The sequence below is a fragment of the Pseudomonas sp. EL_65y_Pfl1_R83 genome, from assembly GCF_963970695.1.
Classification (GTDB): domain Bacteria; phylum Pseudomonadota; class Gammaproteobacteria; order Pseudomonadales; family Pseudomonadaceae; genus Aquipseudomonas; species Aquipseudomonas tritici.
Window position 1 is genome coordinate 1 of record NZ_CAXAQI010000014.1, and the last position, 26763, is coordinate 26763.

General features: G+C 60.2%; 25 protein-coding genes and 1 pseudogene. 7 read left to right on the top strand and 19 right to left on the bottom strand.

Annotation, left to right across the window (positions count from 1 at the left end; translation table 11 throughout):
• Positions 1-201: 201 nt before the first annotated feature.
• From AACY08_RS19295 to argE, 10 genes and pseudogenes are all read right to left on the bottom strand, one after another.
• Positions 202-417: a TOBE domain-containing protein gene (locus AACY08_RS19295; RefSeq protein WP_003213899.1), complete on the bottom strand. Its 216-nt coding sequence runs from the start codon at positions 415-417 to the stop codon at positions 202-204.
• Between the two features lie 104 nt (positions 418-521).
• Complete coding sequence (ssuB, locus tag AACY08_RS19300; RefSeq protein WP_339470955.1) at positions 522-1328, bottom strand: aliphatic sulfonates ABC transporter ATP-binding protein; 807 nt, start codon at positions 1326-1328, stop codon at positions 522-524.
• The gene (gene ssuC, locus AACY08_RS19305; RefSeq protein ID WP_339470958.1) at positions 1325-2113 is read right to left on the bottom strand and encodes an aliphatic sulfonate ABC transporter permease SsuC; all 789 of its coding nucleotides are present in this window, start codon (positions 2111-2113) and stop codon (positions 1325-1327) included. Before ssuC ends, ssuB begins: the two co-directional genes overlap by 4 nt.
• A 9-nt stretch (positions 2114-2122) precedes the next feature.
• Positions 2123-3271 carry an FMNH2-dependent alkanesulfonate monooxygenase gene (gene ssuD / locus AACY08_RS19310; RefSeq protein WP_339470960.1) on the bottom strand — a complete coding sequence of 383 codons (1149 nt, stop codon included), beginning with the start codon at positions 3269-3271 and terminating at the stop codon, positions 2123-2125.
• Between the two features lie 24 nt (positions 3272-3295).
• Complete coding sequence (locus tag AACY08_RS19315) at positions 3296-4264, bottom strand: sulfonate ABC transporter substrate-binding protein (protein ID WP_339470962.1); 969 nt, start codon at positions 4262-4264, stop codon at positions 3296-3298.
• Between the two features lie 95 nt (positions 4265-4359).
• A complete protein-coding gene (ssuE, locus tag AACY08_RS19320; RefSeq protein ID WP_339470963.1) occupies positions 4360-4953 on the bottom strand; it encodes an NADPH-dependent FMN reductase in 594 nt (197 codons plus the stop codon).
• Positions 4954-5185: 232 nt separating this feature from the next.
• Positions 5186-5365: pseudogene (locus tag AACY08_RS30595) on the bottom strand (peroxidase); the annotation flags it as partial.
• 384 nt (positions 5366-5749) lie between these two features.
• The gene (locus AACY08_RS19330) at positions 5750-7075 is read right to left on the bottom strand and encodes an OprD family outer membrane porin (RefSeq protein WP_339470964.1); all 1326 of its coding nucleotides are present in this window, start codon (positions 7073-7075) and stop codon (positions 5750-5752) included.
• A gap of 625 nt (positions 7076-7700) precedes the next feature.
• The gene (gene argA / locus AACY08_RS19335) at positions 7701-8999 is read right to left on the bottom strand and encodes an amino-acid N-acetyltransferase (RefSeq protein ID WP_065891333.1); all 1299 of its coding nucleotides are present in this window, start codon (positions 8997-8999) and stop codon (positions 7701-7703) included.
• A gap of 133 nt (positions 9000-9132) precedes the next feature.
• On the bottom strand, positions 9133-10281 hold the full coding sequence (gene argE, locus AACY08_RS19340; RefSeq protein ID WP_339415190.1) for an acetylornithine deacetylase: 1149 nt from the start codon (positions 10279-10281) through the stop codon (positions 9133-9135).
• A gap of 158 nt (positions 10282-10439) precedes the next feature.
• Here argE and AACY08_RS19345 point away from each other — a divergent pair, with 158 nt between their 5' ends.
• The gene (locus tag AACY08_RS19345; RefSeq protein WP_339470965.1) at positions 10440-11807 is read left to right on the top strand and encodes a CYTH domain-containing protein; all 1368 of its coding nucleotides are present in this window, start codon (positions 10440-10442) and stop codon (positions 11805-11807) included.
• A gap of 115 nt (positions 11808-11922) precedes the next feature.
• Here AACY08_RS19345 and AACY08_RS19350 read toward each other — a convergent pair whose 3' ends face one another.
• Positions 11923-12393 carry an Lrp/AsnC family transcriptional regulator gene (locus AACY08_RS19350; RefSeq protein WP_305456475.1) on the bottom strand — a complete coding sequence of 157 codons (471 nt, stop codon included), beginning with the start codon at positions 12391-12393 and terminating at the stop codon, positions 11923-11925.
• Between the two features lie 127 nt (positions 12394-12520).
• Between AACY08_RS19350 and AACY08_RS19355 the strand changes: the two genes are divergently transcribed.
• The 6 genes from AACY08_RS19355 (at position 12521) to AACY08_RS19380 (ending at position 17778) form a co-directional block, all read left to right on the top strand.
• Positions 12521-12859 carry a hypothetical protein gene (locus AACY08_RS19355; RefSeq protein ID WP_339470968.1) on the top strand — a complete coding sequence of 113 codons (339 nt, stop codon included), beginning with the start codon at positions 12521-12523 and terminating at the stop codon, positions 12857-12859.
• A gap of 83 nt (positions 12860-12942) precedes the next feature.
• Entirely contained in the window at positions 12943-14622 is a 1680-nt protein-coding gene (locus AACY08_RS19360; protein WP_339470970.1) for a GspE/PulE family protein, read from the top strand.
• Positions 14623-14699: 77 nt separating this feature from the next.
• Entirely contained in the window at positions 14700-15620 is a 921-nt protein-coding gene (locus tag AACY08_RS19365) for an SPFH domain-containing protein (RefSeq protein ID WP_339436175.1), read from the top strand.
• A 10-nt stretch (positions 15621-15630) separates the two neighbouring features.
• Complete coding sequence (locus AACY08_RS19370) at positions 15631-16077, top strand: NfeD family protein (RefSeq protein WP_339470971.1); 447 nt, start codon at positions 15631-15633, stop codon at positions 16075-16077.
• Between the two features lie 68 nt (positions 16078-16145).
• Entirely contained in the window at positions 16146-16460 is a 315-nt protein-coding gene (locus tag AACY08_RS19375; RefSeq protein WP_339470973.1) for a DUF2388 domain-containing protein, read from the top strand.
• Between the two features lie 175 nt (positions 16461-16635).
• Entirely contained in the window at positions 16636-17778 is a 1143-nt protein-coding gene (locus AACY08_RS19380) for a DegT/DnrJ/EryC1/StrS family aminotransferase (RefSeq protein WP_339470974.1), read from the top strand.
• A gap of 140 nt (positions 17779-17918) precedes the next feature.
• On the opposite strand, the gene gcvH is transcribed toward AACY08_RS19380, so the two are convergent.
• The 8 genes from gcvH to pepP form a co-directional block, all read right to left on the bottom strand.
• Positions 17919-18302, bottom strand: a complete 384-nt coding sequence (gene gcvH / locus AACY08_RS19385) for a glycine cleavage system protein GcvH (protein WP_065874433.1) — start codon at positions 18300-18302, stop codon at positions 17919-17921.
• A 53-nt stretch (positions 18303-18355) separates the two neighbouring features.
• Positions 18356-19438: a glycine cleavage system aminomethyltransferase GcvT gene (gcvT, locus tag AACY08_RS19390; protein WP_339470976.1), complete on the bottom strand. Its 1083-nt coding sequence runs from the start codon at positions 19436-19438 to the stop codon at positions 18356-18358.
• Between the two features lie 156 nt (positions 19439-19594).
• Positions 19595-21211, bottom strand: coding sequence for an ABC transporter permease (locus AACY08_RS19395; RefSeq protein ID WP_339470978.1), 1617 nt, complete (start codon positions 21209-21211; stop codon positions 19595-19597).
• 161 nt (positions 21212-21372) lie between these two features.
• Complete coding sequence (locus AACY08_RS19400; RefSeq protein ID WP_339470980.1) at positions 21373-22377, bottom strand: extracellular solute-binding protein; 1005 nt, start codon at positions 22375-22377, stop codon at positions 21373-21375.
• Between the two features lie 162 nt (positions 22378-22539).
• Positions 22540-23757 carry a 2-octaprenyl-3-methyl-6-methoxy-1,4-benzoquinol hydroxylase gene (locus tag AACY08_RS19405; protein ID WP_339471104.1) on the bottom strand — a complete coding sequence of 406 codons (1218 nt, stop codon included), beginning with the start codon at positions 23755-23757 and terminating at the stop codon, positions 22540-22542.
• Positions 23758-23766: 9 nt separating this feature from the next.
• Positions 23767-24252 (bottom strand): DUF4442 domain-containing protein, encoded by a 486-nt coding sequence (locus tag AACY08_RS19410; protein ID WP_339470982.1) that lies wholly within the window; start codon positions 24250-24252, stop codon positions 23767-23769.
• Positions 24245-25432 carry a 2-octaprenyl-6-methoxyphenyl hydroxylase gene (ubiH, locus tag AACY08_RS19415; RefSeq protein WP_339470983.1) on the bottom strand — a complete coding sequence of 396 codons (1188 nt, stop codon included), beginning with the start codon at positions 25430-25432 and terminating at the stop codon, positions 24245-24247. The genes AACY08_RS19410 and ubiH overlap by 8 nt, the downstream gene beginning before the upstream one ends.
• Entirely contained in the window at positions 25429-26751 is a 1323-nt protein-coding gene (gene pepP / locus AACY08_RS19420; protein ID WP_339470984.1) for a Xaa-Pro aminopeptidase, read from the bottom strand. The genes ubiH and pepP overlap by 4 nt, the downstream gene beginning before the upstream one ends.
• Positions 26752-26763 lie beyond the last annotated feature (12 nt).

Consider the following 26763-nt stretch of genomic DNA (forward strand, 5'->3'; position numbering starts at 1 on the left):
CCACTCGGGTGCTGACACACCAGTGCTGGCTACGGCCTTTGCCCCGCACGCGTTCTATAACCTTACGATGAACCAGTTTGATGCGCGACAGCGCTACGTCGAAGATGTAGTGGGGCCTCCCACATTTGAATGCATTCCAACCCTGGAACTCGGTCAAATGTGGGGGCTTGCCTGCGATAGCGGCCTCAAGAAAAACGCCAATTACAACTTGGCAATCGACACCTCGGTGGACTTAACAAAGGCAATCACTTCGCTGCCAATCACCAGCTCCAGCTCTTTGACCGAGCGAGTAGTAATCACCGAAGTGACGATGCCGGACGCCGTCTGCACATCGATTTCCGACAGCACGTCGCCTTCGACGATTTCCTTGATCGTGCCTTTGAACTGGTTACGCACGTTGATGGCTTTAATAGTCATACGATTTCTCCTGGGGTGGAATTTAGCTGCAAGTTGCCAGCTACAAGCTGCAAGCTGCAAGCAAAAGCACCGTGCTTTCCCTTGCAGCTTGCCGCTGCTTCTTTCTATTGAGCCCAACGCAATTGCGTAGGCAGCGGTGAAACAGGTTCAGGTTCCGGCGGCGTGCCGGGTAACGACAACACACGGTTGAGCACTTCGGCTTCCAGCGCCGCCAGGCGATGCGAGCCGCGGGCCCGTGGGCGTGGCAGGTCGACGATCAGATCGAGGCCGATTTCGCCGTCTTCGATCAGGATCACCCGGTCGGCAATGGCCACGGCTTCGTTGACGTCGTGGGTCACCAGCAACACGGTAAAGCCGTGCTTGTGCCAGAGGTTTTCGATCAGTTGCTGCATCTCGATACGAGTCAGGGCATCCAACGCACCCAAGGGCTCGTCAAGCAACAGCAGGCGCGGTTGATGGATCAAGGCGCGCGCCAGGGCCACGCGTTGCTTCTGCCCACCGGACAGCGCCGCCGGCCACTCATTGGCACGTTCGGCCAGGCCGACTGCTTCCAGGGCGTCTAACGCTTTGTGGCGCCAGTTGCCTTTAAGACCCAAGCCGACGTTGTCGATGATCTTTTTCCATGGCAGCAGGCGTGCTTCCTGGAACATTAACCGCGTGTCTTCAATCGCTTCGCTCAGCGGCGCAGAGCCGGCCAGCAGTTCGCCGCCGCTGGCTTTGTCCAGGCCAGCCAGCAAGCGCAATAGAGTACTTTTGCCGCAACCGCTGCGACCGACTACCGCTACGAACTGGCCGGCAGGAATGTGCAGGTCGATTTCCTTGAGCACTTCGCGCGCACCAAAAGCCTTTCGCAGTTTGCGCACCGCCAGGGGAGTCCCCTTCAGCAGGCGCGGGGGTTGTTGAGCTGTCATGCCGCACCTCCTTTATTCACTTGATACGCCGGGTGCCAGCGCAGCCACACACGCTCCAGGCCACGCGCGGCCAGGTCGGCGAGCTTGCCGAGGATCGCGTACATCACAATCGCGAGTACCACCACGTCGGTTTGCAGGAATTCACGGGCGTTCATCGCCAGGTAACCGATACCGGAACTGGCCGAGATGGTTTCCGCCACGATCAGCGTCAGCCACATGAAGCCCAGGGCAAACCGCACCCCCACCAGGATCGACGGCAGCGCGCCGGGCAGGATCACCTGACGGAACAGGCTGAACCCGGACAAGCCGTAGCTGCGCGACATTTCCACCAGCGCCGGGTCGACATTGCGGATGCCGTGATACGTGTTGAGGTAGATCGGGAACAGCGTGCCAAGGGCAACCAGGAAAATCTTCGCCGTCTCGTCGATGCCGAACCACAGGATTACCAACGGGATCAGCGCCAGGTGCGGCACGTTGCGGATCATCTGCACCGAGCTGTCCAGCAGGCGTTCGCCCCACTTCGACAGGCCGGTGATAAAGCCCAGGGCCAGACCGATGCTGCCGCCGATCACAATACCCAGGCCTGCACGCCAGCCGCTGATGGCCAGGTGTGTCCAGATTTCGCCGCTGGCCACCAGGTGGACGCCGGCGGCAATCACTGCGCTGGGGGCCGGCAGGATGCGCGTCGACAACCCGCCCGCCGACACCGACCACTGCCACACCGCCAGCAAGAGAATCGGCAGTACCCAGGGCGCCAGACGATGGCTTAGTTTTTCACAGTTCATGGCGCTGTCTCAGCTCTGTGACGCAGCGTTGGGAAGGATGTCGTTGGCGACCATCTCGCCGAACGGGCTGACGTACCCAGCGCTTTTCGGCAGCTCGGGACGCTCGATATCCAGGTGTGGGAACAGCAGCTCGGCGACGCGATACGACTCTTCCAGGTGTGGGTAACCAGAGAAGATAAACGTGTCGATGCCGAGTGCTGCGTATTCCTTCACACGTTCCGCAACCGTTGGGCCATCGCCCACCAGTGCCGTACCCGCGCCGCCTCTGACCAGGCCGACGCCGGCCCACAGATTGGGGCTGACTTCGAGGTCGTCGCGGTTGCCGCCATGCAAGGCAGCCATGCGTTGCTGGCCGACGGAATCGAAACGCGCCAAGGAGGCCTGGGCACGAGCAATGGTGTCGTCGTCCAGATGAGCGATCAGTTTGTCGGCGGCTTTCCACGCCTCATCGTTGGTTTCACGCACAATCACATGCAAGCGAATACCAAAGCGCACAGTGCGCCCGAGCTTCGCGGCCTTGGCCCGTACCTGTTCGATCTTTTCAGCGACGGCAGCCGGTGGCTCGCCCCAAGTCAGCACCATTTCCACTTGTTCGGCAGCCAGGTCCTGGGCGGCTTCGGAGGAACCGCCGAAGTACAGCGGCGGGCGTGGTTGCTGGATCGGCGGGTAAAGCAGCCTGGCGCCTTTGACGCTGATGTGCTCGCCGTCGTAATCCACGGTTTCGCCTTCCAGCACGCGGCGCCAGATGCGGGTGAATTCCACCGAGGCCTGGTAGCGCTCTTCATGGCTGAGGAACAGCCCGTCGCCGGCCAATTCCTCCGGGTCACCACCGGTGACAAGATTGAACAACGCACGGCCGCCAGAGAGGCGGTCCAGGGTCGCGGCCTGACGCGCGGCCACCGTCGGGGAAATGATCCCGGGGCGCAACGCGACAAGGAATTTCAGACGCTGGGTCACCGGGATCAGCGAGGCAGCCACCAGCCACGAGTCTTCGCAGGAGCGACCGGTAGGGATCAGCACCCCACCGAACCCCAGGCGGTCAGCAGCCTGGGCCACTTGCTGCAGGTAACCGTGGTCGACGGCGCGAGCGCCTTCGGCGGTGCCAAGGTAATGGCCGTCACCGTGGGTAGGCAGGAACCAGAAAATAGTGAGGCTCATGGAGTTGTCTCCTGAAAAATCGGATTACGGCGCTTTGGCAACGGCGGCGGGTGGCGTCCAGATCACGTCCTTGATGCTCAAGGGCTTGGGAATCAATTTGAGTTGGTAGAAGGTGTCGGCGATTTTCTGCTGGGCAGCGACCACTTGCGGGGTCAGGAACAGCGCACCGTAGCCTTGGCGTTTCATCGAGGTCAGGGTGATGTCAGCCGGCAGGCCGAGCAGCGGAGCGACTTGTTCAGTCACTTCCTGCGGGTTGGCCTTGGACCATTCGCCCACGGCGCGCACTTCTTCGATCAAAGCCTTGATCACTTCCGGATTTTTTTCAGCGTACGGCTTGGTCGCCAGATAGAACTGATGGTTGTCGGCGATGCCGGTACCGTCACGCAGGGTGCGCGCTTGCAGTTGTTTCTCGGCGGCGGCCTGGTACGGGTCCCAGATCACCCACGCATCCAGGCTGCCACGCTCAAAGGCGGCACGTGCATCGGCGGGCGGCAGGAACACGGTCTGCACGTCGGTGTATTTCAGGCCGGCGTCTTCCAGCGCACGTACCAGCAGGTAGTGCACGTTGGAGCCTTTGTTGAGCACGATTTTCTTGCCCTTGAGCTCGGCCACGGATTTGATCGGCGAGTCTTTCGGCACCAGGATCGCTTCGCTGGTCGGCGCGGGTGGCTCGTAGGCCACGTAGAGCAAGTCGGCACCGGCCGCCTGGGCGAACACCGGTGGGGTTTCGCCGGTCACGCCGAAGTCGATGGAGCCGACGTTCAGGCCCTCGAGCAATTGAGGTCCACCGGGAAACTCGGTCCATTGCACGTTCACGCCTTGGGCGGCCAGGCGTTTTTCCAGGGTGCCCTTGGCTTTGAGCAGCACCAACGTGCCGTACTTCTGGTAACCGATACGCAAGGTCTCGGCGGCTTGAGCTTGAACAATGGCGCCGAAGGACACAGCCGCAGCAAACAGTGCGACCAGACCACGACGCAAGATGACAGTGCGCATGGCGCTCTCTCCAAATGTGCGAATAGGGTTTTGGCTGCACCTGCTTGGCCGTTGGCGGCTGAGTAAGGTGAGTGTGACTTGATGTCGGGTACCGCTTAAATGCTCCAGCGAGCACTCAGCAAACGTTCATTCAATACATGCGGGTCCAGCGGTTTCGGGCGACGGGCCATGGCGCTGTAAAGCTGCTCCAGGGCTTCGTGTAAACGGTGTTCTACCGCCGGCACCAACTGCGCCTGGACGCTGCCTTCGGCATAAGCGATCTGGCTGTCCTCGGCAAAAATGCCGTGGAGCAATTCCTGGGCTTTCAGCGCCGACAACACCGGCTTCAAGGCGTAGTCCACCGCCAGCATGTGGGCGATGCTGCCGCCAGTCGCCATCGGCAATACGATCTTGTGGGCCAGGGCGCGTTCGGGCAGCAGGTCGAGCACGGTTTTCAGCGCGCCGGAAAACGAAGCCTTGTAGACCGGCGTGGCAATCACAAGGCCATCCGCATTCGCCACCTGTTGCAGCAGGTCGATGACCTTGGGGCTGTCGAAGCGAGCGTGCAGCAAGTCTTCAGCCGGGAAGTCCCGTATCTGGTAACTCACCACTTCCACGCCTTTGTCTTGCAACCACTGACGGGTTTTATCCAGCAACACCCCGGAGCGGGAACGCTGGCTGGGACTGCCTCCAAGTGTTACGACCAACATGCAGGATTTCCTTGAGCAGGTGTCAGCGGTTCGCTGTGTGGCGATGGCGCCAAGATGGAACAGACCTTATCAGCAGATTTATATATCTTTAAATCTTATTTTTTCATTTGTTTATTCTTTAAATGCATATACAGATTATGAATCTCCGGGCGAAAAAAAGGCCGTAAAAACGGCCTGTAAACCCCTGCTATGTGAGACTTGAAATGCAGCCCGCTCCCACATTGGGCCTGCGTTAACGATTCGGCTGAGGGGCAAGCCGCAGATACGGCTTCACCGCGCGATACCCCTTCGCAAAGCGCTTCTTGATCTCTTCCTTGTCCTTTAGCGACGGCACGATCACCACCTCATCACCGTCCTGCCAGTTGGCCGGGGTGGCGACCTTGTGGTTGTCGGTCAGCTGCAGCGAGTCCACCGGGTCGACCGACAGGGCAATCGCCTTGACGCCGCGCTGGGCATGCCGGCGCTGGAGTCCTGTTCGAAGTCGGGGGCGATGTCGCCCATTCTTAGGCTCATGGTGTGGCTCCTAGCGAGTGCTATGGAGCCCACTGTGCATGGGTTACGGATTACTTTAAAAGAATAAATACCGATCTATATAGATCATAAAAGAATATTAAAAATCTGTTCATTGGACGTCGTGACGAGCGAGGAGCAACATCGATTTCAAGGTTCGAGAAGGCCTTGAGACGTTGTACTAAAGAGGGAATTCAGGAAGGGCTTACGGGGGTGAGCCCGACTTGTGAAAAAGCAAAAAACCTCGCGCGAGCGCGAGGTTTTTTTTCAACTACTTCACTTAGTCTTACAGGAAGCTATAAGTGTAGTTGAAGATCAGACGGGTCTGATCCTGGTCCTGGATGCCTGTACCGCTACCACGATAAGCACCGTGGCGCAGCGTGGTACCGAAGCCCTTAAGCGCGCCTTGCTGAACGGTGTAGTCGATACGCATGTCGCGTTCCCACTCGGATTGATCACCGCTGCCGTTGCTGGCTTTGATGTTGTCACCATGCAGATAGGCAATCGAGGTTTTCAGACCTGGAACACCCAGCGCAGCGAAGTCATACGAGTATTGACCGAAGGTAGTGTTTTCACCCGCGCGAACGAAGGAGTTGATCATGCTGTCGGTGAACAGATAGAAGCTTGAACCACCAGCACCCTCGTTACGGCCGTTACCGTCAACGACGCTACCTTGGTTCAGCCAAACAAAACCGCCGTCATCGTTGACGCGCTGATGGCCGACCATGAAAGCACTGCCACCCAAGGCGTAGGTGAACATGGCACTCCAGGTTTTGTTATCAACCTCGCCAGTGTTCTTAGCGTAGCCACCGTTGTTGTTGAAGCGGTACCCAGCTTGACCATTCTTGCCATCGGAGCTGCTGTCGAAGTAGCGCAAATCGGTCTTGAACGATTGACCTTCGCTGATCGGGTAAACGTGCACCAGACCGAGGAACTGCTGCTTGTAGTAGTCTTCCAGATTCGAGTAGTAGTACTGCAGGGTCAGGTCTTTAGTGACCTTCCAGTCAGCGCCACCAAAACGGAACTGGTTGCTTTCCTTCGTACCGCCGTTGACAGCCAAACCGGTGCTGTTGCTCGAAGCACGGCCAGTGGCGTGCTCAAGTTGACCGGCGTTGAAGGTCACATTGTCGATTTCTTTGGAGGTGATGGTGCCGCCTTCAAAGGTTTGCGGAAGCAGACGGCCGTCGCTTGCAATCAGGATCGGCAGGTTTGGAGCCAGTGCGCCACCCAAATGCGCTTCAGTCTTGGAGAAGCGGGCCTTAACGTTGGCGCTCGCGCTGCTCCAACTGCTTACGGCAGAACCGTCGGTGTCGCTTGGAACGAAGGAGTTGCTGTTTGGGTGATGGCCACGACCGCCGTCCAGGTGGAAACCCACCAGTGCCTGTGCATCAATCCCAAACCCAACCACGCCTTGAGTGAAACCAGACTGGTAGTTGAACTTCAAGCCTGTGGCTGTTTCGCGCTGATCCGCGCCACCATCACGCTGATCGTTATCAAAATACAACGTTCGGGAACTGACGCTTGCCTTGCTGTCTTCGATAAAACCGGCAGCGCCTGCGTGCTGGGCGATGGCGCCCAAAGCTACAGCCAAAGCCAAGGTGGACTTCTTCATGTACCGCTCCTCTCGTTTCTAATTTTTGTAGTTCTTTGGTCTCGGGTCTGACGCCCTCGATCCACAGATGCGCGATTAGCACCGCATAGTGACTGACAAGTCAATCGTAACCTTGTGTGTCTACTACCTTCGTCTAATCGCAGTTGATTTGGTCCCTGCAGGGTAATGAGTCTCCATACACCCAAAAAGAATTGCTTCATTCTTTTTTATACGATTAAGGAATAAAAGTTTTCGTGGTACGAGCCAGCCTACGATGGCTGAACGTTACAAAAGCTATTCCTAAAGGGTATTTACCAGCGCACTTTTAGACCGTTTAGTCTGACTGTACGTTTTCATACGTCACTCACGATCAAAAAAGCGACGCCATGATGGCGAAACGCACATCCTCCCGTCAATTTGTTACAGTTTTTGTATCTCTAATACTTTCTTTTGATGTCAAAGCCGCTGATTTAACGGTGTGCCTGCCATCGTATCGGCTCTGATCAATACTTCTGAAGTGATAGAAATGAGAAGGGGCTTGCTCCCGATAGCGGTGAGCCAGTCAAGTACTATCGACTGACACTCCGCCATCGGGAGCAAGCCCCCCCCTCTCACACTTTGACCTGCTTGACCGCCGAAATCGGGCCTACAAGGCCTTCTCAAAAATCTTCGAATTACGCTGATAGTTGTACAGCGAAGCCCGCGCCGAGGGCAGACGGTCCACGCTGCTCGGCACAAAACCGCGCTCACGGAACCAGTGGGCGGTGCGGGTGGTGAGGACAAATAACGTCTTCAACCCTTGCGCCCGCGCTCGGGTTTCGATGCGTTCCAACAACACATCACCCCGCGCGCCGTGGCGATATTCCGGGTTCACTGCCAGGCACGCCAGCTCACCTGCATCCGAATCTGCGATCTGATACAGCGCTGCACAAGCGATGATCATGCCCTCGCGCTCCACCACGCTGAACTGCTCGATCTCACGCTCCAGCACTTCCCGCGAACGGCGCACCAGGATGCCCTGCTCTTCCAACGGGCTGATCAGGTCGAGCAAGCCGCCCACGTCTTCAATCGCCGCTTCGCGCACCAGTTCAAATTGCTCCTGGGCCACCAGCGTACCGCCGCCGTCACGGGTAAACAGCTCGGTGAGCAAAGCGCCGTCTTCGGCGTAGCTGACGATATGGCTGCGCCCTACTCCACCCCGGCAAGCTTCTGCGGCGGCGTCGAGTAATTCGGCCTGGTAGTTGCTGCCCAGGCGCTGCAGGTGGGCCGGCACTTGTTGCGGGCGCAGTTCGCGCACCAGGCGACCATTTTCATCGATCAGGCCCAAGTCGGCGCCGAACAGCAGCAGCTTGTCGGCACCCAAGTCGATGGCGGCGCGAGTAGCGACGTCTTCGCAGGCCAGGTTGAAGATCTCACCAGTGGGCGAATACCCCAGCGGCGACAACAGCACGATGGAGCGCTCGTCCAGCAGGCGATTAATACCCTTGCGGTCGACCCGGCGCACTTCGCCGGTGTGGTGATAGTCCACGCCATCCAATACGCCGATAGGGCGCGCGGTCACGAAGTTGCCGCTGGTCACGCGCAGGCGCGAGCCCTGCATCGGCGACGAGGCCATGTCCATCGACAGGCGCGCTTCAATGGCGATACGCAGGTGGCCGACCGCGTCGATCACACACTCCAGCGTCGCCGCATCGGTGATGCGCATGCCTTCGTGGTAAGTAGGGGTCAGGCCACGCGCTTCGAGGCGCACTTCGATCTGCGGGCGCGAACCGTGCACCAGCACCAGTCGCACCCCCAGGCTGTGAAGCAGCACCAGGTCGTGGACGATATTGCCGAAGTTCGGATGCTCCACACCATCGCCGGGCAGCATGACTACAAAAGTGCAGTCGCGGTGGGCGTTGATGTAAGGGGACGCGTGACGAAGCCAATTAACGTAGTCGGGCATAGAACCTGGGCCTGTAATAAAAAGCAGCCGAAAAAGGATGAATCGTGAAAGCGCACAGCGGGCTGATGGTTATCGTCGGAACAGGCTTGGCGACACGCTCACTCTCCTTATGTACGAATGGGCAGAGGTTAATTTATGCAGGCTTCAGGCAGTAATGTTCGATCAGTTCCCGCAATAGACGCACTGTAGGCGTCAAGCGTGACATTTCGAGGTACTCGCCCGGCTGATGGGCGCAAGCGATGTCGCCAGGGCCAAGTACCAGGGTTTCACAACCAAGGCGCTGAAGATAAGGCGCTTCGGTGCCGAACGCCACTGCTTCAGCACGATGACCGGTCAATCGTTGCGCAACCCGCACCAGCTCGGCGTCTTCGGCTTGCTCAAACGGCGGCACTTCGGGGAACAACGGCGCGTAGTCGATCTTGACCTTGTGCCGCTCGGCCAAGGGTTCAAGCTTGTGCCGGATAGCCGCGCGCAACACCTGCGGGTCCATGCCCGGCAAGGGCCGCAGGTCGAACTCCAGGGAACACTGGCCGCAGATGCGGTTAGGGTTGTCCCCGCCATGGATGCAGCCAAAATTCAGGGTCGGCTGTGGCACGCTGAATTGCGGATTGCGGTACTCACGTTGCCAGGCCAGGCGCAGCCCGCGCAGTTCGCCCATGGCGTCATGCATGGCTTCGAGGGCGCTGTGGCCCAGGCTTGGGTCCGACGAATGGCCACTCTGGCCGAGAATGTCGATGCGCTCCATCATCACGCCTTTGTGCAGGCGGATCGGCTTGAGCCCGGTCGGTTCACCGATCACCGCCGCGCGGCCCAACGGGCGCCCTGCCTCGGCCAGCGCGCGGGCGCCGGACATGGAACTTTCTTCATCGCAGGTGGCGAGAATCAGCAGCGGTTGCTTGAACGGTTGATCCAGTAGCGGCAGCACCGCCTCAATCGCCAGAGCAAAAAAGCCCTTCATGTCACAACTGCCCAGTCCTACCCAGCGGCCGTCGACTTCCGTCAGTTTGAGCGGATCAGTCTTCCACAGCGCGGCGTCATAAGGAACGGTATCGCTATGGCCGGCCAACACCAGGCCACCGGGGCCGCTGCCGAAACTGGCGAGCAGGTTGAATTTGCCAGGGCTGACCTGCTGGATGTCAATGGCGAAACCCAAATCGCCCAGCCAGGTGGCAAGCAGGTCGATCACCGGGCGGTTGGTCTGGTCGAGAGACGCTTGGGTGCAACTGACCGACGGCGCGGCAACCAATGCGGCGAATTGCTCTTTCATGGACGGTAATGGCATTCGCGGTCTCCCAACTTCCCGGATGAGTCCCACTATAAAGGCATCTGCACGACACAATAAACCGTTGCGGCACGTTGCCGGGCTCAGTCCTGTACACTGCACGACCTTGGCAGCCACTCTTTTTCCCGGCTGCGCTCCCGATCCTGGATTTTCCGGCCATGCAGAAAGAAACCGAAATCAAGCTCCGCGTCAGCCGCGAAACACTCGCCGCGCTGCGTGAGCACCCGCTACTGAAAAAACGCAACAAAAGTGGCTGGGAACGCCGTGAGTTGATGAACCAGTATTTCGACACCCCCGAACGCGACCTGGCTCAGGCCAAAGTCGCCCTGCGCCTGCGCAAGGACGGTGACGACATCATCCAGACCCTCAAGACCCGCGGTCAGAGCGTCGCCGGCTTGTCGGAACGTAACGAATACAACTGGGACCTGCCCAAAGCCAAGCTCGACGTGAAGAAACTCGACGGCGAATGCTGGCCCGAGCAACTGGCCGAGCTGGACAAAAAGACCCTCAAGCCGATCTTCACCACCGACTTCGTGCGTGAACGCGCCGAAATCGCCTGGGGCCGTGGCAAAGCCAAGGTGGTGATCGAAGCCGCTTTGGACCTGGGACACGTGGTGGTTGGGAAGCAGAAAGAAGAAATCTGCGAGCTGGAACTGGAACTGCGCGAAGGCGAACCGGCTGCCCTGCTGGAACTCGCCGCCGAGCTAGCCGCGACCCTGGCGCTGATGCCTTGCGACATCAGCAAGGCCGAGCGTGGCTACCGCTTGTATGACGCCAGCAGCTACTCGTTGAGCCTGCCAGCGCCGCAGATCCACGCCGAAATGCCGCTGGACGATGCCTTCGCTGCGATCATGTGGCACCTGCTCGGCAGCAGCCAACGCCTGGCCGAGCAATACCGTTTCAATGGCCACTGGCGCCTGTTGCAAGACTGGGTCGACACCCTCGGCGAACTGCGCGCCCTGATCGGCAGCCTCGGCCAGGCCGCGCCGCGTCAATCCACCAGCGAACTGCGCAGCGCACTCGATGCCCTGCTGGAAGACTGGCGCCCACTGGTACAAGCCGGTGACGACGATGAAGACATCCGCAAAGCAGCGCCTGAGCAGTTCGTCGAAGAGTTGGAAGACGTGCGCTGGGGCCAGTTCTCACTGAGCGCCTCGCGCTGGCTGCTGGCTCGCACCTGGACCGCCGACCGCAATGTGCGTGGCAACCGCCAGGGCGCTGCGCAAATCACCAACTGGCTGCCACGCCTGCTGGCCGACGATGCAGTCGCCCTGCAATTGCCGCGCTACCAGCAGCAACCGGAAGACCTGGCTGAGCAACTGCCGCGTATCGAACGCATCCAGGCCTGGCTGCACCATGCGCGTAACGTGGTCGACATTCTGGAACTGGACCGCCTGTATGGCGAGCTGAACAAGTTGGCGCAACTGGCCAACCAGCCGATCACCGATGAGTCGCTGGATGCGCGGATGCATCAGGCGATTGCGGTGTATCAGAACCGTGCCTGGAAGACTTTGCTGCGTCTGTAATTTAAAGGACGCCTCGGTCAAAGTGTGGGAGCGGGCTGGCTCGCGAAAGCGGTGGATCAGAAACACATTCGGTGACTGACACGCTGCTTTCGCGAGCAAGCCCGTTCCCACAAGGTCAGCGCAATACTGGCAGGCTGGTCGTGGACTTGATCTCGGATAGCGCCACAATCGAATTGACCTCCTGAATCCCCGGCACCATCGACAGCTTCTCGAAGAAAAACCGCTCATACGCTTCAATGTCCGAAGTGACAATTCGCAACAGAAAATCCACCGCCCCCATCAGCACATAACATTCCAGCACTTGCGGAAAGCCGCGAATCGCTTCGGTGAACTCAGTGAAGTTGGAACGGCCGTGGGCGTTGAGTTTGACCTCGGCGAATATCTGCGTGTTGAGACCGATCTTCTTGCGATCGAGCAAGGTGACCTGGCCGCGGATCACCCCCTCTTCCTTGAGCCGCTGGATGCGCCGCCAGCACGGCGACTGGGACAGGCCCACCTGCTCGGCAATTTGCGCACTGGAGAGCGAGGCGTCTTCTTGCAGCAGGGCCAGGATACGGCGGTCATAGGCGTCCAGCTCGCTGTGCATAGAAATACCTTATAAGGTGCTTATCTTGAATTGATTGATTCGATTATTCGCAAAACAGGCGCATCTTAGATAAAAAATCTCCCAGGGCAAATGTAAAAATTTCTCCAGTCAAATCCGGAGATTTCCCATGCACGCCGTCGAAACCACTCACCCTGTCACTCGCACCGATGCGTGGTCCACCAACAACGCCCATTGCCAGGCGCATTACCAGATCGTCGCCGAGGCGGAGCCGGATGCGCTGTGCCGAGTGCTCAACTATTTCGCGATGCAGTTTTTGACACCGCGATACGTCACAGTGAATAGGGAGGATGACGTGCTGAACATCGGCATCGTGATGGACGGCCTGAGCTGGCACCGCGCCCAGGTGATCGGTGAAAAGATTCGAAACCTGATCAACGTGTGCGAGTTGGATGTGTGGTCGGCAGACTCTACGGGGCTTCAAACGATGGTGGCGGGCGCTCGGTAAAAAGCTGCAATACACCCTGGGAGGCAAATATTCAGGGGCTGGCTAGCCTGGGATTTACGCCCACTGCCCCCAGGAAAATCTTCATGCCCGTTGACCAACGTTTGGAGTTGCATCAGCTGTTGCCGGCTTTGGTCGACGGAAAACTGATCACACCCGAGGTTGCGCAACGCTTGTCGGCGCTACCGGCCAGTAACACCCAGCATCCCTTGGAAAGCATCGCAGCCCTTGGCCCCAACCTGGAAACCCTGACCGAATGGCTTGCCCAGCATGCAGGGCAACCTTACTTGCGTATCGACCCGCTGAAGATCGACGTGGGGACGGTCGTGCCGCTGATGTCCCACGCCTTCGCTCAACGCCACGCCATACTGGCGGTGGCGGTGGACGCACAGACCGTCACCGTCGCCAGCGCCCAGCCCCACGTCATCAGTTGGGAAGCTGGGCTCGCCCAGGTGCTCAAGCGCTCGATCAAGCGAGTGGTCGCCAACCCCCAGGACATCGCCCGCTGTATCGGCGAGTTTTACCGACTGGCGAAGTCCGTCAGCGGCGCCGATCAAAAGGTCGCGGCGCCTGGCCATGTGGACCTGCTCAACCTTGGCGCCAGCGACCAGGAGCCTGATGCCAACGACGCGCATATCGTCAATATCGTCGACTGGCTGCTGCAGTACGCCTTTGCCCAGCGCGCCAGTGATATCCATATTGAACCGTGCCGTGAACAGGGCCGTGTGCGCTTTCGCATCGATGGGCTGCTGCATGACGTCTATCAGTTTCCGTCCCAGGTCACGATGGCCGTGGTCAGCCGCCTGAAGAGCCTGGGCCGCATGAACGTGGCGGAAAAACGCAGGCCACAGGATGGCCGGGTCAAAACCAAAAGCCCGGCGGGGGCGGAAGTCGAGCTGCGTCTTTCCACCCTGCCGACAGTATTTGGCGAGAAACTGGTGATGCGGATTTTCGACCCTCAGGTGCTGCTCAAGGGCTTTGACCAGTTAGGCCTGTCCAGTGAGGACCAACAACGCTGGCTCGCCATGACTGGCCAGGCCAACGGCATCATCCTGGTCACCGGCCCTACGGGTTCGGGCAAGACCAGCACCCTGTACACCACGCTCAGGCAACTGGCGACCCGGGAGGTTAACCTGTGCACCGTGGAAGACCCGATCGAGATGGTCGAACCCGCGTTCAACCAGATGCAGGTGCAACACAACATCGACCTGACCTTTGCCAGCGCCATCCGCGCCCTGCTGCGCCAGGACCCGGACATCATCATGATCGGTGAAATCCGCGACCAGGAAACCGCTGAAATGGCGATCCAGGCCGCGCTGACCGGGCATTTGGTGCTATCCACACTGCATACCAACGATGCACCCAGCGCTATCAGCCGCTTGCAGGAGCTAGGCATTGCTCACTATTTGATCAAGGCCACCTTGCTCGGCGTAATGGCGCAGCGGTTGGTGCGGGTTTTGTGCCCTCACTGCAAACGTGCGCTGGGTGAGGTTCATGAGGCCGTCGGGTGCGTTGAATGCCGAAACAGTGGTTTTCGGGGGCGAGCCGGCGTTTACGAAATCATGGTATTGAACGAAGAACTCAAGGCGCTGATCACGCCCGGCGCCGACGTGCAGGGCCTGCGCCAGGCAGCGGTTGCACAAGGCATGTGCAGCCTGCGCAGCGCTGGTATGCAAAAAGTCGAAGCGGGGCTGACCACCATGGCGGAAGTATTGCGGGTGACCCCTGGGGATTCGGTAACAAATCCTTTGTTTGTTACGCGGTGAAACCGTTCTTATCGGTGACAACACCGTTACAATCGGCCGAACGTCGTTTCACTGACACCATCAGATAGGGAATCGCTATGCAGATCGGAACCGTACTGCTTCTTTTTGTGGGCTTGGCCATCGCCATCCTGCTCATGGGCTTCAAGGTCGTACCCCAAGGGTACCAGTGGACGGTCGAGCGTTTTGGCCGCTACACCAACACCCTCAAACCTGGCCTGAACATCATCATCCCGGTCATGGACCGCATTGGTCGCAAGATCAACGTGATGGAAAGCGTGCTGGACATCCCGCCCCAGGAAGTGATCACAGCCGACAACGCCGCCGTGCAGATCGACGCCGTGTGCTTCTTCCAGGTGGTCAACACCGCCCAGGCGGCTTATGAGGTCAATAACCTCGAACACGCCATCCGCAACCTGCTGCAAACCAATATCCGTACTGTGCTCGGCTCCATGGAGCTGGACGCCATGCTCAGCCAGCGTGACGGTATCAACGAAAAACTGTTGCGCACCGTTGATGAAGCTACCGCGCCATGGGGCATCAAGATCACCCGTATCGAGATCAAGGACATCAGCCCACCCGCCGACCTGATGGCAGCAATGTCGGGCCAGATGAAAGCCGAGCGGATCAAGCGTGCGCAGATCCTGGAGGCCGAAGGCCTGCGGGCGTCGGCGATCCTGACAGCAGAAGGCAAGAAGCAGGCACAAATTCTTGAGGCCGAAGGTGGGCGCCAAGCTGCGTTCCTGGAGTCTGAAGCCCGTGAGCGTCAGGCTGAAGCTGAGGCTCGTGCGACTCAAGTCGTTTCCGAGGCGATCGCCACCGGTAACGTTCAAGCCATCAACTACTTCGTCGCGCAAAAATACATCGACGCCCTGGGCAAGCTGGCGTCGGCCAACAACAGCAAGGTCATCCTGATGCCGCTGGAAGCCAGCCAGGTGATCGGTGCGGTCGGCGGTATCGGCGAGATCGTCAAGGCAACGTTCGACAACAAGAAAGGCTGAGGCCAGCACAATGTGGGATTTCCTGCAGCATTTGTCGTTTTGGGATTGGCTGGCACTGGGTACGGTGCTGTTGATCCTTGAAGTATTTGGCGCCGGTGGGTATCTGTTGTGGATGGGTATCGCAGCGGCTGCCGTGGGCGTGATCAAATTCCTGGTGCCGCCCCTGGGGCTGGAGTGGCAGTTGCTACTGTTTGCCGTGTTGTCGATCCTGACCGCGGTGTATTGGTGGAAGCGTCAGCGCAGCAGCGCCAAGGCGAGTGACCAGCCCGGGCTGAACGAACGCGGCTCGGCGCTTATCGGCCGCACGTTTATCGTGCATCAGGCGATCGTGGACGGCCGGGGCAAAGTGAAGGTCGGCGATGGCGTGTGGATGGTGACCGGCCCGGACAGCCCTATAGGCGCCCAAGTCCGGGTGGTCAGCCAGGAGGGCGTGGTGTTAAAGGTTGAAACTGTTTAGTCAGTGATGGAACTCGGCTGGGCTATCTACAATCATAATTCACAGATAACCCACCGGAGTCACCCATCATGCGTCTCAAATATGCTGTCGCAACCCTTGCTGTGCTTTCCTTCCCTGTCGGTTCAGCCATGGCCGACAGTTTCTGGCGCAATATCATCTCGTCGGGCGCCACTACCGGCTCGACGTACCTGACGTTCAAGGACCACAAGCTGGTGGTTGCCGCGCAAGACGACGCCGGCAGCTTTGTTGCCAGCGACGGCGGCATCCGTGGTCCATACCTGGAAGCCGCAATGCAGAAAGTCCGCGCCGATAACCCTGGCCTGCAGGCCACGGATATGGAACTGGCCAACGCCATCCTCGCGAAAAACGCCGTTACCGAGTGATTTCATCGCTCTGAAAAATGCCGCTGCTGAAGCGGCATTTTATTGCCCGCGTTTTAACCCGCAGTATGACAATTCATTCACGGACGACAGGCTATATTCAGTCAGCCCGTGCAACCATGCCGGTACTGATACCTCGCCTACTCATCGCCAATCTGAAACGGATGCCTTCGTCGTCATGAGCCAACAGCCCTTCCTGCCGTTTTCCAAACCTACCATTGACGAAGCCACCATCTCGGCGGTTGGCGATGTATTGCGCTCGGGCTGGATCACCAGCGGGCCGAAAGTGCAGGCATTTGAGGCTCAGTTATCTGAATACTTTGGCGGCCGCCCGGTGCGTACCTTCAACTCGGGCACCTGCACCATGGAGATTGCCTTGCGCATTGCCGGTATCGGGCCGGGCGATGAAGTCATCACCACGCCGATCTCCTGGGTTGCCACAGCCAACGTGATCCTGGAAGTCGGCGCTAAGCCAGTGTTTGCCGATATTGACCCGATTACCCGCAATATCGACCTGGCCCAGGTGGAGGCTGCGATTACCCCGCGCACCAAGGCTATCATCCCGGTGTACCTCGCTGGCCTACCCCCGGACATGCCGATGCTGTATGCACTGGCCAACAAGTACAACCTGCGTATCGTCGAGGATGCTGCCCAGGCGCTGGGTTCAAGCTGGGATGGCGAGCGTATCGGCGCCACCGGGGATTTTGTGTCGTTCAGCTTCCAGGCCAACAAGAACATCACCTCTTCCGAAGGCGGCTGCCTTGTGTTGAACAATGCCGAAGAAGCGCGGCTGGCAGAAAAATACCGCCTGCAAGGCGTTACCCGCACTGGCTTCGACGGCCTGGATGTGGATGTGCTGGGTGGCAAGTTCAACATGACCGACATCGCCGCAGCCATCGGCTTGGGGCAATTTGCCCATATCGAAAAGATCACCGCTCACCGCCAGAACCTGGCGCGGCACTACTTCAAATGCTTTGGCGATGACTTTGAAGCGCAATACGGCGCGCAACTGCCGCCGGCTGATTTCGAAAACAGCAACTGGCACCTGTTCCAACTGGTGCTGCCGGAGCGTCAGGACGGTCTGCCGGCACGCGCCACATTCATGGAGCAGATGCAGGCCCGCGGCGTCGGCATTGGCTATCACTACCCGCCGATCCATCTGCTAAGCCTTTATCGGGCGCAGGGGTTCAAGGAAGGCATGTTTCCGGTGGCGGAAAAGGTAGGGCGTTTGATCGTGTCATTGCCGATGTTTACGGCGATGACAGAGGCGGATGTGGAGCGGTCGGTGGCAGCCGTGAAGGCCGTCTTGAAAGCGAGCTGAAAAATCTGGCTCACCACAACCAAATGTGGGAGCTGGCTTGCCTGCGATGCCGGCACCTCGGTGTATCAGTGATACCCAGGTGATGCAATCGCAGGCAAGCCAGCTCCCACACTGATTTGCATTGTTGTAACTCTTTGCGTTTACTCGCCGATGGCGGCTTTGTAACCGGCCGCATCCAGCAGTTTTTCCAGATCAGTCGGGTTGCTTGGCTTGAGCTTGAAGATCCACGCGCCGTACGGGTCGGAGTTCAGCAGTTCAGGGCTACCGCTCAGCTCCTCATTGACTGCAATCACTTCGCCTGCAACCGGGGCGTAGATATCCGAAGCAGCCTTCACCGACTCAACCACCCCCGCCTGGCCTTCGGCTTCAAACGTAGCGCCAACTTCAGCCAGTTCAACAAACACCACATCACCCAACGCTTCCTGGGCATGGTCGGAGATCCCGACGGTCACGGTGCCGTCAGCTTCCAGGCGTGCCCATTCGTGGCTTTCGGCAAAACGCAGGTCGGCAGGGATATCGCTCATAGTCTGTGTCCTCAAGAAGTAATGTCAGCGGCCTTCGGCCTGCCGGGAATAGGTTAGATCAAGGTCTTGCCATGGCGCACGAAGGTCGGTTTGACCACTCGAACCGGGTACCACTTGCCGCGGATTTCCACTTCGGCCCGATCGGCGGTGGCCGTCGGTACACGCGCCAGGGCAATGGATTTGCTCAGCGTAGGAGAGAAACTACCACTGGTGATCTCCCCTTCGCCAATATTGGCGATACGAACCACCTGGTGAGCACGCAGAACCCCGCGTTCCTCCAGTACCAGCCCGACCAGTTTGAACTGCACACCCGCCGCTTTTTCCGCTTCCAGCGCGGTGCGACCAATGAAATTTCGCTCGGCAGGTTTCCAGGCAATACTCCAGGCCATGTTCGATGCCAGGGGCGAAACGTCCTGGTGGATGTCCTGACCATACAGGTTCATGCCAGCCTCCAGGCGAAGGGTATCCCGGGCGCCGAGACCGATGGGTGAAATCCCCGCGCCCACCAGGTCGTTGAAAAAGCCTGGCGCCTGATCAGCAGGCAGGACAATCTCCAGGCCATCTTCGCCGGTGTAGCCCGTGCGCGCGATAAACCAATCGCCATCGGCGTGGCCTTCGAAGGGCTTGAGCTGGTGAATCAGCATGCTGCGAGACTGGGTGACCAGCTCGGCAATCTTCTGCCGGGCATGGGGGCCTTGGATGGCGAGCATGGCCAACTCAGGGCGCTCATGCAGCTGCACCTGGTAATTGCCCAGTTGCGCGTGCATCCACGCCATGTCCTGATCGCGGGTGGCTGCGTTGACCACCAGCCGATAAGCGTCCTCGGTGCGGTAGACAATCATATCGTCCACCACGCCGCCCTTTTCGTTGAGCATGGCGCTGTACAACGCACGGCCGCAGCCATGCAGACGTTCGACATCATTGGCCAGCAAATACTGCAGCCATTCCTTGGCCTGGGGGCCGCTGACATCGATCACGGTCATATGAGATACATCGAACACCCCGCAGTCGCGTCGCACCTGGTGGTGTTCTTCAACTTGAGAGCCGTAGTGCAGAGGCATATCCCAACCGCCAAAATCGACCATTTTCGCGCCGAGGGCGAGATGCAGGTCGTACAGAGGCGTACGCTGTCCCATGGGTTTCTCCTTCCGGGCGTGGCGAAGGTGCGCAGCGTTGCCGTTCGTGCCAAACACCTTGAATTACAAGGCCCGCAGCCACGCCCAGCGACTCGACCCGAAAGACGGGCCGCACCGAATGCCGCGCATTGTAGCTGCAAGCTGTAGGACTGGCACCTAACCGATTTGCCGGGCAGAGCGTCGGATCAGCCCGATTACCGGTAACAGGCCCACCAGCACCAGGGTCAACGCCGGCAAAGAGGCCCGTGCCCACTCGCCTTCGCTGGTCATTTCGAAAATCCGAACCGCCAGGGTGTCCCAGCCGAACGGGCGCATCAGCAAGGTGGCGGGCATTTCCTTGAGCACGTCGACAAACACCAGCAGCGCTGCACTCAAGGTACCCGGCAGCAACAACGGCAGATACACTTTGCAAAACAGTCGCGGGCCACTGACGCCCAGACTGCGTGCTGCTTCCGGCAAAGACGGGCGGATGCGCGCCAGGCTGTTTTCCAGCGGCCCATAGGCCACCGCCAGGAAACGCACCAAGTAAGCCAGCACCAATGCCGACAGGCTGCCCAGCAGCAACGGCTTGCCCGCACCACCGAGCCAACCAGACAGCGGCACCACCAGCTCACGATCCAGATAACTGAACGCCAACATGAGCGATACCGCCAGCACCGAGCCCGGCAAAGCATAGCCAACATTGGCCAGGCTGATGCCGGAGCGGATCGCCCGGGTCGGCGCCAGGCGGTTGGCAAATGCCAGCACCAACGCCACGCTTACGGTGATCAACGCTGCGATGCCGCCCAAGTAGAGCGTGTGGACGATCAGGCCCGAATAGCGCTCATCCAAGTCGAAGCGGCCGCGCTGCCAGAACCAGACGACCAGTTGCAGCATCGGGATGACAAACGCACAGGCGAACACCAGCCCGCACCAGCCGCTGGCCGCTGCTGCCTTGAGCCCACGCAAGTGATACAGCGCCTTGCCCCGCGGCCGCTCATTACTCGGCCGGCTGGCACCGCGTGCGCGACGTTCACCGTACAGCACCAACATCACCACCAGCAGCAACAGGCTGGCCAACTGTGCCGCGCTGGAAAGGCTGAAGAAGCCATACCAGGTCTTGTAGATGGCGGTGGTGAATGTATCGAAGTTGAACACCGAGACCGCACCGAAATCCGCAAGCGTCTCCATCAATGCCAACGCCACCCCGGCACCAATCGCCGGCCGCGCCATGGGCAGGGCCACGTGCCAGAACGCTCGCCATGGCGATTGCCCCAGCACCCGCGCCGCTTCCATGAGGCCTTTGCCCTGGGCCAGGAACGCCGTGCGCGCCAGCAAATACACATACGGGTAAAAGACCAGCACCAGCACGATGATCACACCACTGGTCGAGCGCACGCGCGGCAGGCGCAGGCCGCTGCCGAACCATTCGCGCAGCAGGGTTTGCACCGGGCCGGCAAAATCCAGCAGGCCCACAAACACGAAAGCCAGCACGTACGCGGGAATGGCGAAGGGCAACATCAGCGCCCAATCGAGCCAGCGCCGTCCGGGGAATTCGCAGAGGCTGGTCAACCAGGCCAGACTGACGCCCAACAAGGTCACACCGACACCGACGCCCAACACCAGGGTGAGGGTGTTGCCCAGCAGGCGCGGCATCTGGGTTTCCCAGAGGTGGGACCAGATCTGCGCATCGATGTTCTGCCAGGACAGCAACATCACGCTCAGCGGCAGCAGCACCAGGGCAGCGACGGTGAAGACTGGCAGGTACCAACGGCGTTGGGCGGGGTGGGCCAATGAGAAACTCTCAGAATATTAAAGACTTTCAAGGCGCCGCTAACCAATGTGGGAGCGGGCTTGCTCGCGAATGCAGTGTATCAGTCACACATGCATCGACTGACACGACGCTTTCGCGAGCAAGCCCGCTCCCACATTTCGATCTACGGCGTTTTACAAATTTAGTTCCAGCCAGCCCTATCCATCAACCGAATCGCCTCAGCCTGACGCTTGCCCGCCACTTCCACCGGCAAGGTGTCCGCCACGAATTTACCCCAGGATGCCACTTCGGCCGACGGCGCTACCGCCGGGTTCGCCGGGAACTCCTGGTTCACGTCGGCAAAGATCTTCTGCGCCTCAGGCGTGGTCATCCACTCCACCAGCGCCTTCGCGGCTTCCGGGTGCGGCGCGTGCTTGGTCAGGCCAATACCCGACAGGTTCACATGCACGCCACGGTCGCCCTGGTTCGGCCAGAACAGCTTTACCGCCAGGTCCGGCTTCTGCTTGTGCAGGCGGCCGTAGTAGTAGGTGTTGACGATCCCTACGTCGCACTGCCCGGCGTTGATGGCTTCGAGCACCGCGATGTCATCGGAGAATACGTCGGTGGACAGGTTGTTGACCCACCCCTTGACGATTTCTTCGGTCTTGGCCGCGCCATGGGTTTCGATAAGGGTGGCAGTCAGCGACTGGTTGTAGACCTTTTTCGCCGTACGCAGGCACAGACGGCCTTCCCACTGTTTGTCGGCCAGGGCTTCGTAAGTGGTGAGGTCACCCGGTTTTACCCGGTCGGTGGAATAGGCGACGGTCCGCGCGCGCAAGCTCAAGCCAGTCCAGGCGTGGGCCGACGAGCGATACTGCAGCGGAATATTCTTGTCGATCACCGTTGAGGTGAACGGTTGCAGGATGCCCATCTGCTCGGCCTGCCAGAGGTTGCCGGCATCCACGGTGAGCAGCAGGTCGGCGGTGGCATTCTCGCCCTCGGCCTTGATGCGCTGCATCAGCGGGGCTTCCTTGTCGGTGATGAACTTCACCTGCACGCCGGTCTTCTGGGTGTAGGCGTCGAACACTGGCTTGATCAGTTCGTCGATGCGCGAGGAGTAGACCACCACTTCGTCGGCGGCCTGCACGGTGGTGCTGCCGATCAGGGTGAGTGCCAGGGCAGTCAGGAGGCGCTTGGTTGCCAGCATGGGGGCGGTCTCTCATTTGCGAAAAGAGGGCAAATGATAAGGACTCACATTTGGTGGTGCTTGCCGCAGGCGTTACCAGATGTTGCATAGCCAGCTTTTTGCGGTGGAGTTGATGGCCTCTTCGCGGGCAAGTCCGATCCCACAGGGGACCGGGCTTCGATGTCAGGGTTTTGCCAGGTCAGGAAGATCGCCGGTCAGGCCCAGCGCCTGGCGCACAAACACGGCCTTGGCTTCGGGCATCTGGTCGACCAGTTTCAACCCGGCATTACGCAACCAGCGCAGCGGTAGTTGGTCAGCCTGGAACAGCCGCTCGAAGCCTTCCATCGCCGCCATCAACGCTAGGTTATGCGGCATGCGTCGGCGTTCGTAGCGGCTCAGCACCTTCAGATCCGACAGGCGCTCACCGCGCTCGGTCGCCGACAGCAGCACTTCGGCCAGTGTCGCTGCGTCAAGAAAGCCCAGGTTCACGCCCTGCCCCGCCAATGGATGGATGACGTGGGCCGCGTCGCCGATCAACGCCAGACCTTCGGCCACGTAGCGTTTGGCGTGACGCTGGCGCAACGGCACACAAACGCGCGGGTCGGCGCTCAGCACCACACCCAGCCGGCCTTCAAAAGCCCGCTCCAGTTCACGGCAGAAGCTTTGATCATCCAGCGCCATCAGGCGTTCAGACTCAGCGGGCGTGGTCGACCAGACAATCGAGCACCAATCCTCCTGCCCATCCCGCACAAGCGGCAGGAACGCCAGCGGGCCGGTATCGGTAAAGCGTTGCCACGCCGTGCGCTGGTGCGGCTCGCGGCTACGCACGCTGGTGACGATGGCGTTATGCAGGTAATCCCATTCACGGGTCGCCGTGCCGGTCAGGCGGCGCACGGCGGAGTTGGCGCCATCGGCGGCAACCACCAACGGCGCACGCAACTTGCGCCCATCGGCCAGGGTCAGCAACCAGTCATCGCCGGAGCGGCGCATCTGCTCCAGACGCGCGTTGGCCAACAGGCCCAGGTCGCAGTCGTGCAGACGGTCGAGCAAGGCATCCTGAACCACGCGGTTCTCGACAATATGCCCCAGCAACTCGGCATGCACGCTGGCCGCCGAGAAGTGGATCTGCCCGGTGCCGCTGCCGTCCCACACTTGCATCTCGCCATAAGGGCTGACACGGCGCGACACGATGCCTTCCCACACCCCCAGGCGCTCGAGGATGCGCTGGCTGGCGGCCGACAAGGCGCTCACGCGGGGCTCGAATGCGGCCTCGCGGTCGAAAGGCTTGACGCTCAGCGGGCTGCCGTCGAGCAGCAGCACCTGCAGGCCACTGCCTTGCAACGCCAGCGCCAGGGCGCTTCCGACCATTCCGGCCCCGACAATCAGCACATCTGCGCGCATGTCCATGCTTTAAGCCTGTCTCGCTGGCGGCTTGCGCCGCACGTAAAGGGTTTTGTCGACCCGCGCCACCAGGGTGCCGGAGCCGTCATGTATCTCGACCTTGAGGTGGGGCAAGTACTTCTCGCCACCTTCGGTGTGTCGACGCACCTCATCAAGCAAGGCGTCGTCGATGGAAAACTCGGCGTACACCGGGCCTTTGCCCGGCGAGATGAAATCGATGCTCGCGGCCTTGTCCCACACTATGTAGCCGCGCCCCAGGTTCTCCATCAGCATCAGCATGTAGAACGGATCCACCATCGAATACAGGCTGCCACCGAATTGCGTGCCGACATAGTTGCGGTTGTACCAGCCCAGGCCCATGCTCACTTTGACCTGACGGAAATCGGCGCTCATATACCGGACGCGGACCCCCGCCCCCAAGTAAGGCGGATACAGGGTCATGATCCAACGCAACAACCGCGCCTTGCCCAGGCGCTCGATCAACCACTTACGCATCGGGACGCGTGCCCAGGCCCATGGCCTGACGGGCGAACCAGCGCTTGGCCGGCGGTAACAGGTCCAGACCCAGCAGGCCCATGTTGCGGCCCAGCGCGACCAGCGGTTGGGCGCTGCCAAACAGGCGCGTGACTTGGTCGGAGAAGCCCACGGTAAGTTTCTGGTCGAGGCGCTGACGCTCGCGATAGCCCTGCAAGGTTGCCAGGTCGCCCGGTACTTGCGGCCCGGCCAGCAAGGCCTCAGCCAAGGCATTCGCATCGCGCAGGGACAAGTTGAAGCCCTGCCCGGCAATCGGGTGCAGGCTGTGGGCGGCATTGCCAAGGATTGCCAAGTGCGAACGCACTTGTTCCTCAGCCTCAACCAACGTCAGCGGGTACAGATGACGTGCGCCGACTTGCTTCAGGGTGCCCAGGCGGTAGCCGAACACGTCCTGCAATTCACTCAAGAAGCTACGTTCATCAAGGCTGGCCAGGCGCTGGGCATCCAAACCGATGCGCGTCCACACCAGCGCGCAACGGTTGTCCGGCAGCGGCAGCAAGGCCATCGGGCCTTCATCGGTGAAGCGCTCGAATGCTTCGCCGTTGTGGGCTTCGCTAGGCGTGATGTTGGCGATCAGCGCGCTCTGGTTATACGGGCGGGTTTTAACGCCGATGCCCAGTTGCTCGCGCAAGCCGGAACGGCCGCCGTCGGCCAGCACCGCGAGGTCGCATTCCAGCACGGTTTCATCGTTGAGGGTAAGGCGGTAGCCATCGGACAGCGGCTCCATGCGCGTGACTTCCGCCGGACAGCGCCAACTGACCACGTCTTTATCCAGGCCCTGCCACAGGCACTGGCCCAGCCAGGCGTTTTCCACCACATAACCAAGGGCGGGCACGCCCTCTTCCATGGCCGACAGACGCGCCGTGGAGAAGCGCCCACGGTCGGACACATGGATCTGCTTGATCGGCTCGGCGCGACGGGAAATGTCCTGCCACAGGCCCAAACGCTGATAGATCTGCCGGGCGCCGAAGGACAGCGCCGAAGAGCGCGCGTCGTAGCTCGGCTGGTAGCTGTCGCCCGGCGCGAACGGTTCGATCAGCACGATCTTCCAGCCGCGCGCCTTGGCCCCCGCCTGCAACGCCAACGCCAGGCTGGCACCGACCAGGCCACCGCCGATGATCGCCAGGTTGACCCGGCTCATCGCGCAGCCGCCATCAGCGCTTCGATATCGGCGACGGTCTTGGGCACGCCGCCGGTCAGGATTTCACAGCCTTGCTTGGTTACCACCACGTCGTCCTCAATGCGTACGCCAATGCCACGCCATTTCTTTGCCACATTCTGATTGTCCGGTGAGATGTAGATCCCCGGCTCAACGGTCAACGCCATACCGACTTCCAGCACACGCCACTCACCGCCCACTTTGTACTCGCCCACATCATGCACATCCATACCCAGCCAGTGGCCGGCGCGGTGCATGTAGAACGCTTTATAGGCTTCGCTGGCGATCAGCTCGTCGACGTCACCCTGCAACAACCCAAGCTTCACCAGCCCGGCGGTTATGACGTGCACTGTGGCCTCGTGGGCCTGGTTCCAATGCTTGTTGGGGGCGATCTGGGCAAAGGCAGCTTCCTGGGAGGCCAGCACAATTTCGTAGATCGCCTTCTGCTCGGGCGAAAACTTGCCGTTGACCGGCCAGGTGCGGGTGATGTCGCTGGCGTAGCAGTCGATCTCGCAACCGGCGTCGATCAGCACCAGGTCGCCGTCCTTGAGCAACGCGTCATTCTGCTGGTAATGCAGGATGCAGCTGTTGCGCCCGGCGGCGACGATGGAACCATAAGCCGGCATTTTCGCGCCGCCCTTGCGGAATTCGTAGTCCAGCTCGGCTTCCAGGCTGAACTCGTGCAAACCAGCCCTGCTGGCCTGCATCGCCCGCACATGGGCGGCGCAGGAGATGCGTGCGGCCTCGCGCATCACCTTCACTTCTGCCGCCGATTTATACAGACGCATGTCGTGAAGCAGATGATCCAGGGCAACGAATTCGTTCGGTGGCTGGGCGCCGAGGTGCGCTTTAGAGCGGATCACGTTGATCCACTCCATCAGGTGCCGGTCGAATTCGGCGTTGCTGCCCATGGCCGAATACACCCGGTCGCGGCCTTCGATCAGGCCGGGCAGGATGTCGTCGATATCGGTGATGGGGAAGGCATCGTCGGCGCCAAAGTCGCGAATTGCGCCTTCGGTGCCGGCGCGCAGGCCGTCCCACAGTTCGCGTTCGGCATTGCGTTCGCGGCAGAACAGCACGTACTCGCCATGCTGGCGGCCGGGCATCAGCACGATCACCGCTTGCGGCTCGGGGAAACCGCTCAGGTACTGAAAATCGCTGTCCTGGCGGTACACGTGTTCGACATCACGGTTGCGGATCGCTACGGCGGCGGCCGGCAGGATCGCGATGCTGTTGGGTTCCATCTGCGCCATGAGCGCCTTGCGGCGCCGCGTGTATTCCGCTCGGGGGATATGAGTCATGGACAGATGGGC

Bases quoted from the DNA above. Each gene is read 5' to 3' on its own strand.
- AACY08_RS19295 (WP_003213899.1), bottom strand. From the start codon at position 417: ATGACTATTAAAGCCATCAACGTGCGTAACCAGTTCAAAGGCACGATC.
- ssuB (WP_339470955.1), bottom strand. From the start codon at position 1,328: ATGACAGCTCAACAACCCCCGCGCCTGCTGAAGGGGACTCCCCTGGCG.
- ssuC (WP_339470958.1), bottom strand. From the start codon at position 2,113: ATGAACTGTGAAAAACTAAGCCATCGTCTGGCGCCCTGGGTACTGCCG.
- ssuD (WP_339470960.1), bottom strand. From the start codon at position 3,271: ATGAGCCTCACTATTTTCTGGTTCCTGCCTACCCACGGTGACGGCCAT.
- AACY08_RS19315 (WP_339470962.1), bottom strand. From the start codon at position 4,264: ATGCGCACTGTCATCTTGCGTCGTGGTCTGGTCGCACTGTTTGCTGCG.
- ssuE (WP_339470963.1), bottom strand. From the start codon at position 4,953: ATGTTGGTCGTAACACTTGGAGGCAGTCCCAGCCAGCGTTCCCGCTCC.
- AACY08_RS19330 (WP_339470964.1), bottom strand. From the start codon at position 7,075: ATGAAGAAGTCCACCTTGGCTTTGGCTGTAGCTTTGGGCGCCATCGCC.
- argA (WP_065891333.1), bottom strand. From the start codon at position 8,999: ATGCCCGACTACGTTAATTGGCTTCGTCACGCGTCCCCTTACATCAAC.
- argE (WP_339415190.1), bottom strand. From the start codon at position 10,281: ATGCCATTACCGTCCATGAAAGAGCAATTCGCCGCATTGGTTGCCGCG.
- AACY08_RS19345 (WP_339470965.1), top strand. From the start codon at position 10,440: ATGCAGAAAGAAACCGAAATCAAGCTCCGCGTCAGCCGCGAAACACTC.
- AACY08_RS19350 (WP_305456475.1), bottom strand. From the start codon at position 12,393: ATGCACAGCGAGCTGGACGCCTATGACCGCCGTATCCTGGCCCTGCTG.
- AACY08_RS19355 (WP_339470968.1), top strand. From the start codon at position 12,521: ATGCACGCCGTCGAAACCACTCACCCTGTCACTCGCACCGATGCGTGG.
- AACY08_RS19360 (WP_339470970.1), top strand. From the start codon at position 12,943: ATGCCCGTTGACCAACGTTTGGAGTTGCATCAGCTGTTGCCGGCTTTG.
- AACY08_RS19365 (WP_339436175.1), top strand. From the start codon at position 14,700: ATGCAGATCGGAACCGTACTGCTTCTTTTTGTGGGCTTGGCCATCGCC.
- AACY08_RS19370 (WP_339470971.1), top strand. From the start codon at position 15,631: ATGTGGGATTTCCTGCAGCATTTGTCGTTTTGGGATTGGCTGGCACTG.
- AACY08_RS19375 (WP_339470973.1), top strand. From the start codon at position 16,146: ATGCGTCTCAAATATGCTGTCGCAACCCTTGCTGTGCTTTCCTTCCCT.
- AACY08_RS19380 (WP_339470974.1), top strand. From the start codon at position 16,636: ATGAGCCAACAGCCCTTCCTGCCGTTTTCCAAACCTACCATTGACGAA.
- gcvH (WP_065874433.1), bottom strand. From the start codon at position 18,302: ATGAGCGATATCCCTGCCGACCTGCGTTTTGCCGAAAGCCACGAATGG.
- gcvT (WP_339470976.1), bottom strand. From the start codon at position 19,438: ATGGGACAGCGTACGCCTCTGTACGACCTGCATCTCGCCCTCGGCGCG.
- AACY08_RS19400 (WP_339470980.1), bottom strand. From the start codon at position 22,377: ATGCTGGCAACCAAGCGCCTCCTGACTGCCCTGGCACTCACCCTGATC.
- AACY08_RS19405 (WP_339471104.1), bottom strand. From the start codon at position 23,757: ATGCGCGCAGATGTGCTGATTGTCGGGGCCGGAATGGTCGGAAGCGCC.
- AACY08_RS19410 (WP_339470982.1), bottom strand. From the start codon at position 24,252: ATGCGTAAGTGGTTGATCGAGCGCCTGGGCAAGGCGCGGTTGTTGCGT.
- ubiH (WP_339470983.1), bottom strand. From the start codon at position 25,432: ATGAGCCGGGTCAACCTGGCGATCATCGGCGGTGGCCTGGTCGGTGCC.
- pepP (WP_339470984.1), bottom strand. From the start codon at position 26,751: ATGACTCATATCCCCCGAGCGGAATACACGCGGCGCCGCAAGGCGCTC.